The organism is Crinalium epipsammum PCC 9333, from assembly GCF_000317495.1.
Classification (GTDB): domain Bacteria; phylum Cyanobacteriota; class Cyanobacteriia; order Cyanobacteriales; family PCC-9333; genus Crinalium; species Crinalium epipsammum.
Genome location: NC_019753.1, coordinates 4606042 through 4625559, shown reverse-complemented (window position 1 = coordinate 4625559; position 19518 = coordinate 4606042). Strand labels below are relative to the sequence as shown.

General features: G+C 38.4%; 14 protein-coding genes and 1 pseudogene. 12 read left to right on the top strand and 3 right to left on the bottom strand.

Features of this window, described 5'->3' with window-relative positions; genetic code table 11:
* The first annotated feature begins 28 nt into the window (after positions 1-28).
* From CRI9333_RS20035 to CRI9333_RS20025, 4 genes are all read left to right on the top strand, one after another.
* On the top strand, positions 29-457 hold the full coding sequence (locus tag CRI9333_RS20035) for a heavy metal-responsive transcriptional regulator (protein WP_015204989.1): 429 nt from the start codon (positions 29-31) through the stop codon (positions 455-457).
* Between the two features lie 75 nt (positions 458-532).
* A complete protein-coding gene (locus CRI9333_RS26250; protein WP_083890036.1) occupies positions 533-694 on the top strand; it encodes a WD40 repeat domain-containing protein in 162 nt (53 codons plus the stop codon).
* 100 nt (positions 695-794) lie between these two features.
* Positions 795-1757, top strand: coding sequence for a XamI family restriction endonuclease (locus CRI9333_RS20030; protein ID WP_015204988.1), 963 nt, complete (start codon positions 795-797; stop codon positions 1755-1757).
* Entirely contained in the window at positions 1754-3307 is a 1554-nt protein-coding gene (locus tag CRI9333_RS20025; protein WP_015204987.1) for an Eco57I restriction-modification methylase domain-containing protein, read from the top strand. The genes CRI9333_RS20030 and CRI9333_RS20025 overlap by 4 nt, the downstream gene beginning before the upstream one ends.
* 100 nt (positions 3308-3407) lie before the next feature.
* On the opposite strand, the gene CRI9333_RS20020 is transcribed toward CRI9333_RS20025, so the two are convergent.
* Positions 3408-3617, bottom strand: coding sequence for a hypothetical protein (locus CRI9333_RS20020; protein ID WP_015204986.1), 210 nt, complete (start codon positions 3615-3617; stop codon positions 3408-3410).
* A gap of 528 nt (positions 3618-4145) precedes the next feature.
* Here CRI9333_RS20020 and CRI9333_RS20015 point away from each other — a divergent pair.
* From CRI9333_RS20015 to CRI9333_RS25900, 6 genes and pseudogenes are all read left to right on the top strand, one after another.
* Positions 4146-5462 carry an ABC transporter substrate-binding protein gene (locus tag CRI9333_RS20015; RefSeq protein WP_015204985.1) on the top strand — a complete coding sequence of 439 codons (1317 nt, stop codon included), beginning with the start codon at positions 4146-4148 and terminating at the stop codon, positions 5460-5462.
* 201 nt (positions 5463-5663) lie between these two features.
* Complete coding sequence (locus CRI9333_RS20010; RefSeq protein WP_015204984.1) at positions 5664-6575, top strand: carbohydrate ABC transporter permease; 912 nt, start codon at positions 5664-5666, stop codon at positions 6573-6575.
* 50 nt (positions 6576-6625) lie between these two features.
* Positions 6626-7510, top strand: coding sequence for a carbohydrate ABC transporter permease (locus CRI9333_RS20005; RefSeq protein WP_015204983.1), 885 nt, complete (start codon positions 6626-6628; stop codon positions 7508-7510).
* Between the two features lie 103 nt (positions 7511-7613).
* Entirely contained in the window at positions 7614-8714 is a 1101-nt protein-coding gene (locus tag CRI9333_RS20000) for an ABC transporter ATP-binding protein (protein ID WP_015204982.1), read from the top strand.
* A 341-nt stretch (positions 8715-9055) separates the two neighbouring features.
* Positions 9056-9355, top strand: a pseudogene (locus CRI9333_RS19995) (type II toxin-antitoxin system HigB family toxin).
* Positions 9339-9476 carry a hypothetical protein gene (locus CRI9333_RS25900; RefSeq protein WP_198013585.1) on the top strand — a complete coding sequence of 46 codons (138 nt, stop codon included), beginning with the start codon at positions 9339-9341 and terminating at the stop codon, positions 9474-9476. Before CRI9333_RS19995 ends, CRI9333_RS25900 begins: the two are co-directional and overlap by 17 nt.
* On the opposite strand, the gene CRI9333_RS19990 is transcribed toward CRI9333_RS25900, so the two are convergent.
* Positions 9450-11522 carry an AAA-like domain-containing protein gene (locus CRI9333_RS19990; protein WP_015204979.1) on the bottom strand — a complete coding sequence of 691 codons (2073 nt, stop codon included), beginning with the start codon at positions 11520-11522 and terminating at the stop codon, positions 9450-9452. The two genes, CRI9333_RS25900 and CRI9333_RS19990, sit on opposite strands and share 27 nt — an antisense overlap.
* A gap of 11 nt (positions 11523-11533) precedes the next feature.
* On the bottom strand, positions 11534-13153 hold the full coding sequence (locus CRI9333_RS19985; RefSeq protein ID WP_015204978.1) for an AAA-like domain-containing protein: 1620 nt from the start codon (positions 13151-13153) through the stop codon (positions 11534-11536).
* A 1318-nt stretch (positions 13154-14471) separates the two neighbouring features.
* On the opposite strand from CRI9333_RS19985, the gene treZ reads away from it, so the two are divergent.
* Positions 14472-16292, top strand: a complete 1821-nt coding sequence (gene treZ / locus CRI9333_RS19980; RefSeq protein ID WP_041226849.1) for a malto-oligosyltrehalose trehalohydrolase — start codon at positions 14472-14474, stop codon at positions 16290-16292.
* Positions 16293-16541: 249 nt separating this feature from the next.
* Positions 16542-19334, top strand: a complete 2793-nt coding sequence (gene treY / locus CRI9333_RS19975) for a malto-oligosyltrehalose synthase (protein WP_015204976.1) — start codon at positions 16542-16544, stop codon at positions 19332-19334.
* Positions 19335-19518 lie beyond the last annotated feature (184 nt).

The following is a 19518-nucleotide window of genomic DNA, read 5'->3' as shown; positions in this document are numbered from 1 at the left end:
TTTAATTCAACTAGCGCAGCCAATCAAAATGGTTTCTGTTTCTGTTACATTGCTGAAAATTGGCGAAGTTGCCATTCGTAGTGGTATACCAGTGAAAACTATTCGCTACTACGAAGATATTGGTTTGTTAAAATCCACAGTTCAACGTTCCGAATCAGGATACCGTTTATTTAGTAGCCAAGTCCTCAATAGATTGGCATTTATTAAACGCGCTCAATCTTTAGGACTCAGCTTGACTGAAATTCAGGAAATTTTAAACATCCACGATTCAGGTCAATTGCCTTGTGGTGCAGTAAAAGAGCATTTAGAAGCTAAGTTAGAAGCGATCGCTTTTCAAATTGAATCTTTAGAAATTTTCCAGGCAGATCTGCAAGGATTACTTTATGGTTGGGAAGAACAACCGCCAGATCATCTAATTGCCCACACTATCTGCCCAAATATTCAATTAAATTTATGAAACCTACCATCCCTTACACTTGCAGATGGACAAACTCTTGCTAGTTCTAGTCGAGATGGTGTAAGACTTTGGGATTTGAGAAGCGGTGTAAGGATAACTAGGTTAACTCAACATTCAGACTGGGTGAGTTCTGTTGCTTTTAGTCCTGATGGCAAAATACTGGCTACTGGTGGCTTAGATCAGTTAATTAATGTTTGGCGATACGATGGATTGATGATGCCAAAAACTTCTAAGTAGTTAGCTTGGGAAGAAACTGCTGATTGGGGATTGGCGCTCCGCGCAAGCTACGCCATAATTGGTCAATTCTCTGATCGAAATCGGAGTTGGAGGTGAAGTAGTGCCAGTAAATGCAGATAAACCGCACTTGTGGAAGTTAGATATAGCCCACTCAGTTGACTTCTACAATAGTTGGTTTATGCAATTTGCTCCTCAAGCTTACCGCGACACTCGCCTTTCTACTACTATTCAAGTCGAGTCAGCATTGCAGTGGACAACTAATCTCACTAACATCACCCCAGATGTACTGCGACAGCATCCCTCCGTGTTGCCCATTTTACGCATGGCGGCAGCACCGCCTATTGCTCGCGATCGCCTGATCGGGTTAGCTGGAGTATCGCCCAACCTTGTCAAAAATATGGAAGAGCAGCAGCGCCTCCCACCCAGGATGAATAGTGCCACTCTTGATGCTGAACTGATGAAAATCAGTCAAATTATTATGCGGCTGACCGACAAAGACATTTTCTCTTGGCTAGATACTAGGCAACCGCCTACTGATGCAGAAGTTCATAGAGCAGCTACCATTGTTGCTGACCGTCTTTGTGGCGCGGTATCTGACCCGATTATTCGTAATGCTCAGGAGCGTAGACAGCTTGCTACAATCAGGCAATGGTTGGAGCAACGTGGTTACTCATACATTGGCGCAGGAACTGGGTTAAGTTTTGAGAGAATCCAACCTGGAACTTTTGCGTTTCGCCTGAATATTCCGGTACTTTTACAGGGAGGCAGCAAGCAAGTTAATATCCCAATTGATGTTGTAGTCATGCCGCTTCAATCCAATTTTGGTCAGTTACCGTTGTTAATTGAGGCAAAATCAGCAGGGGACTATACTAATCCCAATAAGCGACGCAAAGAAGAAGCGATTAAAATTGCTCAATTAAAAAGTAACTACGGCGATAATGTTCGGTTTATTTTGTTCCTTTGCGGTTATTTTGACAGTGGTTACTTGGGCTATGAAGCTGCGGAGGGTATCGACTGGTTATGGGAACATCGGATTGATGACTTGGCACTATTTGGATTATGACAATAACAAAAGCCAATGAAGAAGCGCGGGCTTTCCTGAACCAGCGACTTAACGAAGCGAAGACTCAAACTGAGCGTAATAAGTTGGGTCAGTTTGCTACACCGACTACTCTGGCTTCAGATATTGTGAAATATGCCAAGACGCTACTACCATCAGATATCAAAATTAATTTTCTTGACCCAGCTTTCGGCACTGGCTGTTTTTACTCAGCATTATTGCAGCAATTTCCTATCTCACAAGTTACTAAAGCAGTCGGATACGAAATTGACCCCCACTATGGGGATGAAACTATAAAGCTTTGGAAGAACACTTCCCTACAGTTACATATCACTGACTTCACTCAGACTACACCTCCTAATTCTGACCAAGGAAAAGCTAATTTGCTGATTTGCAACCCGCCCTATGTTCGACACCATCATTTGAGTAGGGTTGAAAAGGTACGACTGCAACTGTTAACAGAACAAATATCAGGAATAAAACTCAGCCAGTTAGCTAGCTTTTACTGCCATTTTTTGTGTATTTCGGATGCGTGGATGGCTGAGAATTGTCTAGCCGGATGGCTAATTCCTAGCGGATTTATGGATGTGAATTACGGACAGCAAGTGAAGGAATACTTGCTAAGTCGCGTTACTTTGCTCAGAATTCATCGTTTTGATCCTATTGATGTGCAGTTTGAAGATGCACTGGTATCGTCAGCAGTTGTTTGGTTTAAAAAAGCCAAACCACCAGCTAATCATATTGTTGAGTTTACCTATGGTGGCAGCCTGACAAAACCTAATATTTCTCAGATAGTTTTATTGAAAGAACTACGTGAAAAAACTAAGTGGACTCGGTTTGGGTTAGTTTATAATGGCAATGGTTCTACTTCTAAGTCACTAAAGTTATCTGATTTATTCACGATTAAAAGAGGATTGGCAACAGGAGCTAATCAGTTTTTTATACTTACACCCAACCAAATTAATAGTTACCAACTACCGTTTGAGTTTTTAAAACCAATTTTGCCCAGCCCAAGAGTTCTATCATTTGATGAAATTGAAGCGGATAGTGAGGGAAATCCTCTTCTCAATCGCAAACTATTTCTATTAGCGTGCGATTTACCTTTATCTGCTGTGAAAATAAAATATCCGTCGCTTTGGGAATATTTGCAGATGGGGGTAGAGCAAGGAATTAGCGATCGCTACCTCTGCAAGCATCGCTCTCCCTGGTATGCTCAGGAAAAGCGTCCTCCTTCCCCCTTCCTCTGCACCTATATGGGTCGTCAATCTAGTGGTAGAGGTAGACCTTTTCGATTTATCTTGAATCATTCAATGGCGACAGCTACCAATGTTTACTTGATGTTATATCCTAAACCCTCTGTAGCTAAAGCACTTTCAGATAAACCAGAATTGCTAAAACAGGTGTGGCAGGCGCTTAATCAGATTTCTAATGAGATGTTGATGGGTGAGGGTCGTGTGTATGGGGGTGGGTTGCATAAGTTGGAACCGAAGGAATTGGGTAATGCTTTAGCAGAAAAATTTATTGAAGTTTTACCTGCATTGCTTACCGACTAACCTTATTGTTTAACAAATGACTGCCTTAAAATTGTCCCAACTTTCCTATATTGTTCGCCAGTTAACTACTATAAAACTCTTAAAGAATCAATCGCTATAATTATGATGCGTCTATTAAAAAAAAGAGAGGGAAGTTAACCTTCCCTCTCTTTGCATCTTTGTTATTTTCTGCGTTATTCTCTCCTTTGAGCTTTTTCCGCAACATTTGAGCTTGTTTTTTGAGTTGTCGTTGCCGTGCAGAACCGCCTTTGCCTTTGTCGTTTCTTCCCTCTTTGCGGGGAGATTCCCAACGTTTAAGTTGTCTAGCCATAGCTAATTTTATGTATTTAGTAATTTTAATTGTAGCATATTGTTTGAAAAAGGCAGAGCCTTGATGAACTTGTTCCCAGGTTGAACCTGGAAACGAGGATACTCCTCTACCACCATTTAAACCATAGGTAGCAGATTCACCGCTAATCGCCCTCGGTTTATTGTTTTTTGTAACAAATTAATAAGGAATAATAAATTATTGGTTTACTATCTTATTTTTATGATTAATAATTATTCAGAAACAAAGAACATTTTAATAAAAGCTGTTTATATCTTTAGGAAGTGGCAAGTTTCAAAAATTAAATAATAAGCTTAAATTTTGAAAGCTAAATTTTGGCGCTTTAAAGCCTGAATTGCTGCTGATAGATAATTCCTAAATAGCAGCTAACTTTCAGGCTTGAAATAGATTTTTATTTTTGGTGTTGATCAACGGCTTGGGGTGTAACCCCAAGTTCGTCATGTGTTGAATTTAGTTAATGATACGTTATTGTGTTGAATTTGTTTTTTCTTCCTAATACCTGCATGATCCATGTTATTTTCTAAGCTGGTTAATAAAGCCAAAAAATTATTGCGGAAACTGACATTAGTACACCGCCTGGGTGTATTAGTGTTAGTGTTCTTAGGGTTAGTATTCATCCTGCCAGCCCTAACCCAGCAGCCAGTTACGCTTAATCTATTAATGACCGCGCCTGATGCTCAACCTTGGCAACAGGGACTGGTGAAAGATTTTCAAGAAAAAAATCCTGGTATTCGGATCAATATTGTTGAAGGTCCGAATGCAACGAATTTACTAGAAGACCTTTATAGTTCCTCTTTTTTACTGGGTGATTCTCCTTATGACCTAGTAAATATGGATGTCATCTGGACACCGAAATTTGCTGCGGCTGGGTGGTTGCTAGATTTAACTAACAAAGTTACTCCAAAAGAGTTGGCAGCATTTTCGCCTAAAGATGTGGAAGGAGGAACTTACGAAGGTAAGTTGTACCGGATGCCGATTCGTTCTGATGCTGCAATGCTTTATTACCGGAAAGATTTACTAGATGCAGCAGGTTATAAGCCACCAGAAACGTTTCAGCAGTTAATGGAAATTTCCCAAGCTTTGCAGAAGGATGACAAAATTGATTGGGGTTACGTCTGGCAAGGTCGCCAATACGAGGGATTGGTGGCGATGTTTATCGAAGTTATGCAAGGGTATGGAGGATTTTGGGTAAATCCGCAGAATTTGGAAGTGGGTTTGGATAAACCAGAGACATTAAATGCGATCGCATTTCTGAAAAATACCATCAAAGAAGGCGTTTCGCCTCCTGGTGTCACTACCTACCAAGAAGAAGAAACTCGCCGTTTCTTTCAAAGTGGAAAATCTGCATTCTTGAGAAGTTGGCCTTATGTTTGGCCTTTAGCTAATCAACCTGATTCAGCAATTAAAGGCAAAATCGGTATCACCACAATGGTACACGCCCCAGGTGAACAATCTGGTGCTTGCTTAGGTGGTTGGGGCTTAGGAATTGCCAAATCATCTAGACATCCAGAAGAAGCGTGGAAAGCAATTCAATATTTCACAAGTGAAGAAGCGCAAAAGCAATTTATTTTAAGTGCGGGTTATGTTCCTAGCCGCAGGGACTTATTTAAAGATCCAGAAATTGTTGCTAAATACGGTCACTATCCCAAACTCTTAGAGGTAGTAGATAGTGCTGTTTTGCGTCCGCCAATTGCTCAATATTCCCAAGCATCCGACATTTTACAACGCTATCTCAGCGCCGCACTAACTAATCGGATGACTCCAGAAAGAGCAATGAAAGCTGCGGCTGACGAAACACGGCGACTGCTGAATGCAGGTAAAGCCTAAAAACAGTTAGCTAAAACTTACGCACGATAACTTAATGACAAGGGTTTGAGGCTCTAAAGGAAATGATTTTTACTCAATACCTAAGTTTTATTAGCAAAACTTTTGTTACTGCCACAAAATATCTGCGTTAATCTGCGTTAATCTGCGGTTTATCTGCGTTCTTTAAAATCTTCACTCTCATTATCCGCCATCTCAAATCCTATGACGCACACGGATACCATCAGAGCAAGAGAACAGCGAACAGCTTGGATATTACTAATTCCAGCATTAGTCCTACTTGCGTTTGTCTTTGCCTACCCGATTGGACGAGCATTCTGGTTAAGTTTATTTACTAAAAACTTAGGAACAGAATTACAACCAGTTTTTTCTGGTTTAGAAAATTATGGAAGGATGGTTGGCGATGGTCGTTTCTGGCAAAGTTTTACTACATCAGCAATATTTACCACAGCATCCGTAGTTATTGAGTTATTCCTGGGCATGGGAATTGCTTTGGTTTTAAATCAATCATTTCCAGGGCGTAGTTTAGTCCGTACAACTGCCATCTTACCTTGGGCATTACCTACCGCTTTGATTGGTTTAGCTTGGGCATGGATTTTTAATGACCAATTTGGGGTAGTAAATGATCTTTTGCTGCGTTTGGGTTTAATTAAAACAGGGATTAACTGGTTAGGAGATCCGACGTTAGCAATGTTGGCTCTAATTTTTGCGGATGTCTGGAAAACTACGCCATTTATTAGCATTTTGCTATTAGCTGGGTTGCAATCAATTTCATCAGATTTATATGAAGCTCATGCAATTGATGGTGCAAGTCCTTGGCAGAGTTTCCGTCAAATTACACTGCCTTTATTGATGCCACAAGTTTTAATTTCCGTATTATTTAGGTTTGCTCAAGCGTTTGGAATTTTCGATTTAGTTGCTGTGATGACTGGTGGTGGCCCTGGTGGTGCGACGGAAGTTGTATCGCTATATATTTACTCTACCGTGATGCGCTACTTAGATTTTGGTTATGGTGCAGCATTAGTAGTAGTGACTTTCTTGTTGTTAATTTTAGCTGTGGCGATCGCAAGTTTTTTACTAAACAGAAGTCGCCACCACAATACCAAAACTATTTAATTGTTTTGATTTGATGAGTTGATTAAGTCCATAAATAATTTCAAATCGCCATGACTGTAATTACTGAACCAATAGCATCAACTCCTACTCCGCCAAGAAAAATAAACTTCTCCATAAAATCGATCTTGCTACCGATAGTAGTAGTGTTAGTGGTTGTTTTCTGCCTAGCGCCAGTTTTGTGGCAAGTCCTCACTTCCTTTAAGGTAAATGAGGATATTTCGGCGCTACCGACTGTTTATTTCCCCACACGATTTACCCTCAATCACTACATTGAGTTATTCGTGCGTCGTCCCTTCTGGCGTTATATCCTCAATAGTGCTTTTGTCTCAATCACCTCCACAGCCGTATCTTTAGCTTTGGGTGCGCCTGCTGCTTATGCCTTAGCACGGTTACGTCCTTGGGGTGACAAAGCTATCCTGGCAGGAATTCTGATTATTACTTTATTTCCTGGCATTTTGTTGTTCTTGGGATTGCTAGAAATAATCCAAACTCTCAGGTTAGCAAATAATTATCTAGCACTAATTATTCCCTACACTGCCATTAATTTACCCTTGACAATTTTGGTACTACGCAGCTTTTTTGAACAATTACCAAAAGATTTAGAAGATGCTGCCAAAGTTGATGGCTATAACACTTGGCAAATGTTCACCCAAATTTTATTGCCGATGACAGTACCAGCTTTGGTAACAACTGGAATTCTTACCTTTATTTTTGCCTGGAATGAATTTATCTTTGCTCTCACATTTATTACCCGTGAGGAGATGAAGACTATTCCGGTAGCTGCTGCACAGTTAGGCGGCACATCAGTGTTTGAAATTCCTTATGGCCCAATTGCAGCAGCAACAGTTTTAGGTACATTACCTTTAGTTTTACTGGTACTATTCTTCCAACGCAAGATAGTCCAAGGTTTAACGGCTGGTGCTGTTAAAGGATAATGGGCGAGGGATAAATTTTAAAAATTCCTTTGCGTACTTTGCGTTAAAAAACCAACTTTCGCAACCAAAATATTAACCTTCTGGTTATTCACTAATAAAAATCATGGCAAGACTAGAACTAATCAACTTAAATAAAACATATTCTCCTAAAGTTATCCCAGTTAAAGATATTAGTTTAACTGTAGAGAATAATGAGTTTTTGACTTTGTTAGGGCCTTCTGGCTGCGGTAAATCTACAACATTGCGGTTAATTGCAGGTTTAGAAGAAGTAACACGCGGTCAAATTATGATTGGAGGTGAGGATGTTACTAATAAACGACCAGGCGATCGCAATATTGCAATGGTATTCCAAAGCTACGCCCTTTATCCTCACATGACCGTTTATGAAAATCTTTGTTCAGGATTAAAACTTAAAAAAGTTGCTAGTGAAGAAATTAAAAGACGAGTAACAGAAGCAGCTAGAGTTTTAGGTTTAGACGAAGGTTTAATGAGTCGCAAACCTGGTCAACTTTCTGGAGGACAAAGGCAACGGGTAGCTGTTGGTCGTGCTTTAGTACGCAGTCCCCATGTATTTTTATTAGATGAACCTTTAAGTAACTTAGACGCACTGCTACGTGAAAAAGTTAGAGCAGATATCAAAGAATTATTCGCCGCGCAAGGTGTTCCAGTAGTATACGTTACCCACGATCAAACAGAAGCTATGACGCTTTCTACTAAAGTAGCTGTGTTAGATCAAGGATACGTCCAGCAATTAGATTCACCTGAACGCATTTATAGCCATCCAGCTACTCAATTTGTTGCTGGATTTGTAGGCAGTCCGCAGATGAATTTGTTAACTCTGCGTTGTGAAGGGCGTAACGCCATGCTAGGTGATTTTGGTATAGCATTACCAGGATTTGTAGACAGTGTACTACCTAATGTAGTGTTAGGAATCCGTCCTGAAAATGTCCGTATTGCTAGATTAGAAGATACACAAACTGTAACAGGTAAAGTATTTTTGGTAGAAAATTTAGGAATGCACTATTTAATTAGTGTGCGAGTTGATGATGCCCAAGGAAACTCACCTACTGTGCGGGCTTTAGTACCCTTAGATCAACCTTGGAGTAATGAGCGAATTACACTAGCCATACCACCAGAGAGTATTCACTGGTATGACCACCAAACAGGTGATTCACTTGCAAAGAAAAAAATGGGGCGTTGCTGAATCAAGGTATGAAAATAAAAATTTAACAATCTGAAGTATTGGTTATTTAATAGTTTAGCGATCGCCAACAAATAGAAATCATACCCAAAGTCAGCAACGCCAAAAATGGTAAGTGCGATCGCCTAATCAGCACAATTGGGCGATAATATTCAGTTCGGTAACAGACATCTGAAATAGAGAACAGTGAGACGAATCTTCACTGCTCTCTATTTGTGCTGGTATGAGCCTAAATTTCTAAGCTTTCTTGCGATTGACACTATACGTTTCAACATAAGATAATAATATACATATACGGGTACTATACGGGTTAACCATTTTATTTATGAACCTAAAATTAATTCATGCACCTTATTTCTATTCGCAACCTTCGTGCTGATGTTGCTCAATATCCAGATGCTCAGAAACAAATTGAGAACTGGAATACAGTTGTAAAAAATGCTGAATGGCAGAACTTAGAAGAAATTCGTAAGATCTATCGAGATGCTGAAGCGGTGGGAAATTTCACTGTCTTTAATATTAAAGGAAATGATTATAGACTGATTGTTGGCATTGATTATGAAAACCAAACTGTATAGTATAAATACTTTCTAACCCATGCAGAATATGACAAGGGGAAATGGAAAAATGACCCTTACTTTTGACAACACCATCTATGCCAATTTGATAGCGGAAGTTGCTCCTAAGATTATTGAAACTGAAGAAGAATATGATCGTGCGCTCTTGTTAGCAGAACAACTAACATTTGCTAAAAATCGTATTTAACGGTACATTTCCCAGATTGGTAGCTGACCATAATTTCACCGTATCATCCCCACTCGCCGAGGCAATTAGACGACCATTAGGACTAAAAGCAATGCCCCAAACAGGTGCTTTGTGTGCTTTCCAAGTTTTAATCAGAGTACCGCCAATACTCCATAGCGTTATATTGCCATCTACGCCTCCAGCAACAATAAAGCGACCATCAGGGCTAAATGCCAGACGATACACGGTAGCATTATTCTGTAAGGTTTTAAGTAACTTCCCATCTCGCTGCCACAGTTTAATAGTTCTGTCACCGCCACCAGTCGCAATTAAGCGATCGCTAGGACTAATATCGACAGTCAAAATACTATCCCGATGACCGATTAAACGATTAAATTCATTAGTGCCATAAACAGCTTGTCGTAAAGCCGCTTCTACTTGTGCGAGTGTTTTAGCATCTACATTTTTCAAGTTTTGCAGTCTGCGTTTGGCTTTAATAGCAATAACCATTGCATCTAACTGTCTATTAGATGCAAACTGTCCTTCTGAAGAAGAGGCGAGTGCTTGAATTTCGCTCATTCTGGCTTGCCTTTCGCTAATAGTAGATTGGCGATATTGCCAGAAAGCAACTCCCGCAAAACCGGAGGAGACAAGTAACGCTAAACTCACTGCACCTAATAAAATTTGTTGCAGTTTAGTGTTTTTCTGCTCTTGTACCAGACGCGCTTCTACTTCCTTGAGTTTTTCTGCTTCTAAAGTGCGTTGTACTTTTTGGCGATCGCTTTCTTCACTAGCAGCTAAAAACTGATAGTCTAAATCGCTCAAACTTTTACCGCGTGACCAATTTTGAGCATCATTTAAAGCTTGACCATGTAATAGCCGTGATTCATCCTTTTGTTCTGAATTTATCCAGGCATCAAAAGATTGTGAGTAAGGGCGGATTGCGCTTAATTGCTTCTCAACCCATGTGAGATTAAAAACTTCCTGATAAATGCGATTTTTGACCTTCAATACTCCGCCACGCCTGACAACTAAGCCACTTAAAATCAGTTCAGTTTGTTCCTGTGAGTCGTCACTAACAACTTCAGTATTTCGCAAGATATTTTGATAAATTCCCAATAATCTGCTACTTCTTTGCTCATTGACTAGCAAGCGATCGCGAATCGTTTTTAAGTGTTCTGGCTCGTCTTGGGACTCCCATTTATTGATCAGGCGATCGCGCACTAAGCTTTCAATCCAAAATGACTCTGTAGCTGGGGGAATCGTCAGCTTTTTGTCAACTATTTCTTGGGTTAAATTCCAAATTAAATCGCATAATTTCTGAGTCAAAAACGGTTGCCCATCTGTCCAAGCTAAAATTTCTCGCAATACAGCTTTGGCATTGTCAATCTGGGTAGCTAATCCCTGAATTAAGCGATCGCATTCTTCTAACTGAAATCCTTGTAACTCTATCGCTTTGCCAATATTAAAAGGAGTCCGTTTGCGGTCTTGGATTAAATTCGATGGAGTAGCAACACCAAATATCGCAAAGGTAAGCCGTTGATATTCAGGATCAATAGCTCTTTGGTTATAACAAAATCTAATTAAAGCAAAGAAATCATCAAGGGTAAAATTTAAACTGAGAATACTATCAATTTCATCAATAAAAATAAAAAGCTGCTCGTTTGGAAATTTTACTAACAAAACATCACGGATAAAGTGATGTAACTTTTGGATATCGGAAATATTTTCTTGTTCTTGCCACCAATTTTTATAATTAACTTTTCCAAATAACTTAAATCCGCGCCATAAATCTGCTACAACTCCTCGATACCACTGGGTTGCAGTGACATTTTCACTACCAATACTGGTAACATCAACAGTTGCACAGCGAAATCCCTCCCCTTGTAGTTGGTGCATCGTTTGCACTAACAGAGACGATTTACCCATTTGCCGAGAATTAAGCACGTAACAAAATTCTCCAGACTTTAAAGCTGTGTATAGCTCTAAGTCAGCTTGACGCTGAACATAAGTAGAGGCATCTGTTGGCAGACTTCCGCCAACTTGATAGGGATGATTTGAAAGCATCAAAGTTTGTTTTAAACTCTAAAATTTGGCATGGAACTGAGCGTTACGCGATCGCGTCCCTGTCGCTTCGACTCATATAAAGCTTTGTCTGTTGCCAATACCAATTCATCTATGCTGCTATTTAAATCAGGAATAATGCTGGCAACACCTAAGCTAATAGTGACTCCAGAATTACCAAGCATCAGCATCGCTATTTTAATCCGCGATCTAATCGCTTCACCTAATTGCATTGCTCCAGGTGAATTTGTTTTAGGCAAAACAATACCAAACTCTTCACCACCGTATCGAGCTACAAAGTCACTGGGACGCTTCACGCTTTGATGCAGTAATTGAGCCACTTGGCGCAAGCAATTATCACCTGCTAGATGCCCGTATGTATCGTTGTAATGTTTAAAATAATCAATGTCGCAAAGAATTAATGATAAAGGAGCAACTTCTCGCGCCATTCGTTTCCACTCATTTTGCAGTCGCTCATCAAAAGCACGACGATTCGGGATTTGAGTTAAAACATCTGTGTTTGCTAACTCTTGAAGTCTCTGATTTTCCTGTTCCAGTTGTCCAATACGACTTATATTAACAGGTTGCTCACTGCAAATTTTTTCTCTAAAGAATATTTGATATAGTTTGCAAGACAACTGGCAAGTATCCCCTGTTAATTTCACTAATCCCATACTGTCTAATTGATATGTCAGTGAGGGATCTAAGCAAATACCTTCCTCAGCTTTTACTAATTGCAACACATCAACTAATTCTGGGTGCTTTTGTATTCTCACCCAGCAACTTCGCAAATGATCGCTGTAAATTCCGGTTGGGGTAGTTGCATCCTGCAATACTTGGTCTAGTGTGAGGTTTTGATGGTGAATTTGATAAAAAGCTAAATGTACTAAATACGGATGCCCTCCCACCATCTCCATAAGTGAATCGATCTCCCTGTTGCTACAATTTAATTTGTAGCGACAAGCGAGTTCTTGCACTTGCTGGGCATCAAACTCTGGTAATCTTAGAGGCAACCCGACATTAAAGGGCGATTGTTCAATTTTAAGCGGGACATACACTTCTGTAGAGTGAGCCATCACCAGTCGCAGTTTTTGCCAGATGTGCGATCGCTTGGCTTGTTCGTGCCAAAATCGCAATAATGCCAAAAAATCTTGAGCAATAGTTGGATACTCAAATACCCGATTGACTTCATTTAAGATTAGGACGACAGGGGTTGCAAGTAGCTCTAATAAATAGTTTTCAAAGTAAATAGTACAACTTACCTTACTGCCGATGTCTTCATCCCAGTAATCATCTAGATTTGGATCTACCCTAAGTTGCCTCGCCACATTGATAGAAAACCACCGTAGAAATTTATTCAAACTATCGAAGCAAGAGGTGTCAGCTTGTTGAAAGTCGATTGTTACAGTTGTATAGTTTAAAGTTGTAGCTTGATGAATAACCCGCAGCAACAGAGAACTTTTTCCCATTCTTCTCGATGCTTTAATGCGGAGTAAACTCCCAGGTTTTTCAATTTCCGCGTAAGCGCGAGTCTCAATAGGAGGACGCTCGATATAAAACTGAGAATGAAGCGGGACTGGACTACCAGGAAATTCTAAATCTGCGACTATTCCCGTTGTGTTTGATGAATACATTGTTGTTTCTAGAATTGGTGAATAGATTGTCGTTTGTCAAGATGCTATATAAACACAACGTATATTTATTTTTTTATATATAAAAATAACCGTAAAAACACATAAGTATTAAAATTAATTCTAACTATTATGTAAGGACATACTGTTTTTCATAACTAATTGAGAGTTGACTATATGTACTAATGTATTTTTTCACATTAGTCTCAAAAATTTTACCGTGAAAATACTGAATTTTTTGAGGTCTTTAGGAGGCTAAATATTTAAACCGGATAGAAAAAATACATATTATAGCAAACAAATGTATAAATAATTACATTTGTTTGCTATAATATGTCCTTAACTTTTTTATTAGCTCGTTGGAGTCAAAAACTCAAAATGTCACACTGTCAGAAAGTATTATTTGAAGATATTCCTTGATGCAGAGATTGATTACAACGCAAGATAGACCGAAATTTGATTTATCGAATGCTACCTTATAAATAACGATAAATTAATAATTAATTACATCTTATACATAAACTATATACAAATACCTCCAACTTTTTGATAGAGGTATTTGTATACTTAATTGAATATATATTACAAATCATTTAAATGAAATAAATAAAATTAAATATTTATCAAACATTAAAGCAGCAATTTCGATAATATATAAGTAAATAATTTTATTGATGGTGTATATCAAGGCACTAAACAATTTAATATAGTACAGGATTTGCACAGGTAAAGACGTGAATTATATAATTCATCCTTGAGGTAGAATAACTGTGTTTACCAAATGTGCTGGGTAGTCTCTAGGAAGACAAAGACTTAAATTATCAGTTAATTAGATAATTTCTATAAAAATTATTTGTAGTTGATCATAACAAAGCCATCCTTTAGATAGAAGAAAACAATAGCCATTATAGTTAAACTCTTTTTTTAGCAAAGCAATTCAGCATTTTGTGATGTTGACAACGAATTAAATGCTACTGCAAACAGTTGTTGAGTAATGACATTATTAATGTAAATCATAGATTTTATTAATTTAACCAACATTAGCAAATTGCAGTAGATTAATTAATAATTGTCTCTGGATATTGCTGAATTACACTGCCTAACTTTTTTATTAAGCGTACTGTGAAAAATGCAGTAATAGATCCTAAAAATGCGTTTGATTGCTCAACAATCTTAGTTAATTAAAATCTGAGATTGTGTGTATAACGCCACCATATTAACTGGTATGATCCAGGATAACGAGGAGATATTTTTTTGGTTTTTAAGGATTTAAACAGGAGATAAACACAAAATTATGGCACAGGGGCAAGCTCTATTAAATATGAAAATCGGATCTAATTATCTCGGTGATAATCGCTGTGAATTTATCGTTTGGGCTCCAGAATTAAAAGAGGTAGCTGTAAAAATCACGGCTCCCCAAGAGCGGCTGCTACCCATGCAAAAAGATGAGGCAGGTTACTGGAAAGTTACGGCTGAAGGTATTAGCCCAGGAACGCATTATTTTTATAAGTTAGAAGGCGATGCTGAGAGACCTGATCCCGCGTCACATTTTCAACCAGAGGGTGTACATGGTGCTTCACAGGTAATTGATCACAGCACTATTCAGTGGAGTGATGATCAATGGTCTGGTGTACCTCTGGATGAAATGATTATTTATGAATTGCACGTTGGTACTTTTACCCCAGAGGGTTCTTTTGATGCAATTATTCCTCGGTTGCGAGAGTTGTATGAATTTGGGGTGAATGCAATTGAAATTATGCCAGTGGCGCAATTTCCAGGCGATCGCAACTGGGGTTATGATGGCACTTATCCTTTTGCAGTACAAAACTCCTATGGTGGCGTTGAAGGATTAAAGCGTCTAGTAGATGCTTGTCACCAACAAGGTATCGCTGTAATTATGGATGTTGTCTATAACCATTTTGGACCAGAAGGTAACTATATCAGTAACTATGGACCTTACTTTACTGCCACATATAAAACTCCTTGGGGGATGGCGGTAAATTTTGATGATAAGCGGAGCGATGGTGTTCGCAACTACTTTATCGAAAACGCTCTTTATTGGTTTGAAAATTGTCACATAGATGCTCTGCGTTTAGATGCGATTCATGCGATATATGACCTGGGAGCAAAACATTTTTTAGAAGAACTATCAGAAAGGGTTGAAACACTTTCTCAGCAGGTAGGTAGGAAACTTTATCTCATAGCTGAGAGCGATCTAAATGATGTTAGAGTAATACGCGATCGCACTCTTGGCGGTCATAGTATGGATGCACAATGGAGCGATGATTTCCATCATGCACTGCACACAATCCTCACAGGGGAAACTATCGGCTATTACAAAGATTTCGGGAAATGCGAACAGTTAGCAACTGCATTGAAAGAAAGCTTTGTTTATTCATGGAAATTATCGGCAAATAGAGAACGGTATCATGGTAACGATGCTAAAGATTTTCCAGGGCAACAATTTGTCATAGCCACCCAAAACCACGATCAAGTTGGCAACCGGATGTTAGGTGAAAGATTATCTAACTTAGTTTCCTTCGACGCTTTAAAACTAGCTGCTGCTGCATTGTTACTTTCACCTAATGTGCCAATGTTATTTATGGGTGAAGAATATGGGGAAGAATCACCTTTCCTATACTTTGTAAGTCACTCAGATCACGATTTAGTAGAAGCAGTCAGAAAAGGTAGAAAGGAAGAGTTTAAAGACTTTCATATTGAAGGAGAATTTCAAGACCCCTTTAGCCAAGAAACCTTTGATCAGTGCATCCTGAAATGGGAAAAACGCCAAGAAGGTAAAAATAAAGCTCTCTTAGAATTACATCAGCATTTAATCCAGTTACGCCGCACAATTCCTGCGCTTAAAAGCTTGGATAAGCAGAATCTAGAAATATCTTGCAGTGAAGCAGACAAGCTTATACAAATGCGACGCGGCAATCAGGAGAGTGAGATATTTTGTGTAATGAATTTTAGTAAGCAAGATGTCACCTTCAAACCTGATGTAGCTGATAGTAGCTGGAGCAAGATTTTAGATTCTGCTGATGAAAAGTGGTTTGGTGCTGGAGCAAAATTACCAGAACAGTTAAATTCTGGGCAGGAATTTACTATTCCGCCTCTGAGTTTTGCCTTGTTTGGTAAATAGTTAATTAACCGCAGATGAACGCAGATGTCACTTCTTGCATTAGTCTAATTTTAGGTAATTAACCACAGATGGACACAGATAAACACAGATGAATCAACTGATTTTATCCAGAAGTTTAATTAACTTTTTCAAGCAATTATTTATTGTATCTGTGTTTATCTGTGTTTATCCGTATTCATCTGTGTTCTCATCTTAAATCATTGAAACTCACAAATAACCCCCATAAAGCTTAGGAGTTAAAACTTAACCATGCGTATTCCCACCTCTACTTATAGAATACAGTTTAATTCTGCTTTTACCTTTAATGATGCTCAAAAAATCATTGATTATTTAGCAGAATTAGGTATTTCCGATTTCTATGCTTCTCCTATATTTAAAGCGAGAGCAGGTAGTACTCACGGTTATGATATTGTCGATCCAAACCTACTAAATCCTGAATTAGGAACAGAAGAAGAATTTGAATCCTTAGTTAGCAAAATTCAGCAGGATGGGATGGGGTGGTTGCAGGATATTGTTCCTAACCACATGGCTTATGATAGCCAAAACTCAATGTTGATGGATGTATTAGAAAACGGCCCTAATTCTGTTTACTGCGATTATTTTGATATTGACTGGAATCATTATTATGAAGATCTCCGAGGCAAAGTACTTGCGCCAATGCTAGGAGATTTTTATGGTAATTGTTTAGAAAATGGTCAAATTCAACTCCAGTACGAGGAAAGCGGAATTAGTGTTAATTACTATAGCTTAAAGTTGCCAGTCCGCCTCGAATCATATCTGAAGTTTTTAACACAAAATTTAAATAAGTTGACCAGACATTTGGGCAGAAGCCACCCAGATGTTATTAAACTATTTGGCATTCTTTATCTGATTAAAAACTTCCCGGAAGAAGTCAAAAACAGGGAAAGATACGCTCAGACAATGTTTGTTAAAGACCTACTTTGGGAGCTTTATAATCAAAATCCCGAAATAAAGGAATTTATTGATAACAACATTAATGATTTTAATGGCGAAGCCGGAAACTCTGAAAGTTTTAATCTTTTAGATAGTTTGCTTGCAGAACAGTTTTATCGTCTTTCTTATTGGAAAGTTGGTGCAGAAGAACTTAATTATCGGCGATTCTTTACTGTAAATGAGCTAATTTCGATCCAAATTCAAGAATTCAAAGTTTTTGAAACCAATAATGAGTTAATTGGTAAGCTTGTTGAATCAGGTAAATTTACAGGTTTAAGAATTGATCATATTGATGGTCTTTACGATCCGACTAATTATCTGGAACGTCTGCGCGAAAAAATGGGCGATGTTTATATTACTGTTGAGAAGATTTTAGAACTAGAAGAAGAAATGCCGGATTACTGGCAAATTCAAGGAACCAGTGGTTATAATTACTTAAACTATCTCAACGGAATATTCTGTAAGCAAGACAATCAACAGAAGTTTGATGACCTTTACCAAGGATTTACTAAAATAGGTAAATCTTATGAGCAAGTAATCGACCATTGTAAGCGACTGATTATTGAACGAAATCTAGCTGGAGATATTGACAATCTTGCTCATTTACTGAAGATTGTAGCGAATAAAACCAGAAGGGGTAATGATTTTACTTTATATGGTATTCGGAAAGCGATCGCAGAATTTTTAGCCCTCTTCCCTATCTATCGCACATACATTAATAAAGATGGGCAAAGGCACACAGACAAAGAATACATCACCTCTGTAATTAAGGAAGCTAAAGAAAAAACTCCGCAACTAGCAAACGAATTAGACTTTCTTGAAAAACTGCTGCTGCTAGAGTTTGATGAAAATCTCCCTCAAGCTGATAAAGACCAGTGGTATCATTTAGTACTAAGACTACAACAATATACTGGTCCATTGATGGCAAAAGGTGTAGAAGATACAGCCTTTTATGTCTATAACCGTTTAATGTCTTTAAATGAAGTCGGTGGACATCCTGGTTATTTTGGAATATCTACTAACGATTTTCATAAATTCAATCAAGAACAAAGGAAAATTTGGCTGCACAAAATGAATGCTACATCTACCCACGACACTAAACGTGGTGAAGATGTCCGTACCAGATTAAATGTAATTTCAGAGATACCTGAAGAATGGCAACAACAGATTCAAACTTGGAGCAAGATTAATAGTTCTAAGAAAAAAAGTTTACCTGGTTTAAGCGTTCCCGATGCCAATGATGAATATCTATTCTATCAAAATCTCATAGGTGCTTTTCCTTTCAATGAAAGTGAAGAAGCCGAATTTACTACTCGCCTGAAAGATTTCATCATTAAAGCGATTCGAGAAGCTAAAGTACATACAGCTTGGTTAAGACCTGATAATACTTATGAAGAAGGTTGTCTGGCATTTGTTGAGGAAGTATTAAAACCTTCTAAAGATAATCAGTTTTTGAAAGAATTAAAACCTTTCGTTAAAAAGATAGCTGAATATGGCATCTACAACTCACTTTCTCAAACACTGTTAAAAAGTGTATCCCCTGGAGTTCCTGATTTTTATCAAGGAACTGAATTATGGGATTTGAGTTTAGTAGATCCCGATAACCGTCGTCCAGTTGATTTTGAGTTACGTTCATCTTGGTTGAAAGATATTAAACAGAAAGCTCAAACAGATGTATTAAGTTTGATTTCTGAATTGCTTTCTACTAAAGAAGATGCGCGGATTAAATTGTTCTTGACTCATAAATTGCTGGAAGCCAGAACACAGTATCTCGATTTGTTTAAAGAAGGTGATTATCTACCTTTGGAAGCTACAGGGGAGTTTCAGGATAATATTGTCGCGTTGGTGCGACAGTATGAGGGTAAAGTTGCGATCGCGATCGCACCCCGCTTTTTAACACAACTCATTCAACCAGGAGAATATCCTTTAGGCGAAGTATGGCGTGATACGCGCATTGATTTACCACAAGGAATGCCTTCTACTTGGAAGGATGCAATTACAGGTCAAACAATTCAAATTGACGGCAAAGTGGTAATTGCGGAAGCTTTAAAACATTTCCCGGTTGCGTTGTTGGTTAGTCAGGGTTAGAGATTAATAGTCAGTTGATAGCTAATAAACTTCTTGCAAAAAAGGTAAAAATCCATTTTTGCAAGAAGTTTATTAATTAAAGAACCACAGAGACACACAGAACAATAGGAACAAAAGAGTTGTCCCAACTCTTAATATAAATCAGGATTTGCAATTCCTAGCAAATAAAAGTGTTAAGATGAAA

Coding starts and splice junctions, on each gene's coding strand:
- CRI9333_RS20035 (WP_015204989.1), top strand. CDS start 29: ATGGTTTCTGTTTCTGTTACATTGCTGAAAATTGGCGAAGTTGCCATT.
- CRI9333_RS20020 (WP_015204986.1), bottom strand. CDS start 3,617: ATGGCTAGACAACTTAAACGTTGGGAATCTCCCCGCAAAGAGGGAAGA.
- CRI9333_RS19990 (WP_015204979.1), bottom strand. CDS start 11,522: ATGCTTTCAAATCATCCCTATCAAGTTGGCGGAAGTCTGCCAACAGAT.
- treY (WP_015204976.1), top strand. CDS start 16,542: ATGCGTATTCCCACCTCTACTTATAGAATACAGTTTAATTCTGCTTTT.
- CRI9333_RS20005 (WP_015204983.1), top strand. CDS start 6,626: ATGACTGTAATTACTGAACCAATAGCATCAACTCCTACTCCGCCAAGA.
- CRI9333_RS20000 (WP_015204982.1), top strand. CDS start 7,614: ATGGCAAGACTAGAACTAATCAACTTAAATAAAACATATTCTCCTAAA.
- treZ (WP_041226849.1), top strand. CDS start 14,472: ATGAAAATCGGATCTAATTATCTCGGTGATAATCGCTGTGAATTTATC.
- CRI9333_RS20010 (WP_015204984.1), top strand. CDS start 5,664: ATGACGCACACGGATACCATCAGAGCAAGAGAACAGCGAACAGCTTGG.
- CRI9333_RS25900 (WP_198013585.1), top strand. CDS start 9,339: ATGACCCTTACTTTTGACAACACCATCTATGCCAATTTGATAGCGGAA.
- CRI9333_RS19985 (WP_015204978.1), bottom strand. CDS start 13,153: ATGTATTCATCAAACACAACGGGAATAGTCGCAGATTTAGAATTTCCT.
- CRI9333_RS20025 (WP_015204987.1), top strand. CDS start 1,754: ATGACAATAACAAAAGCCAATGAAGAAGCGCGGGCTTTCCTGAACCAG.
- CRI9333_RS20015 (WP_015204985.1), top strand. CDS start 4,146: ATGTTATTTTCTAAGCTGGTTAATAAAGCCAAAAAATTATTGCGGAAA.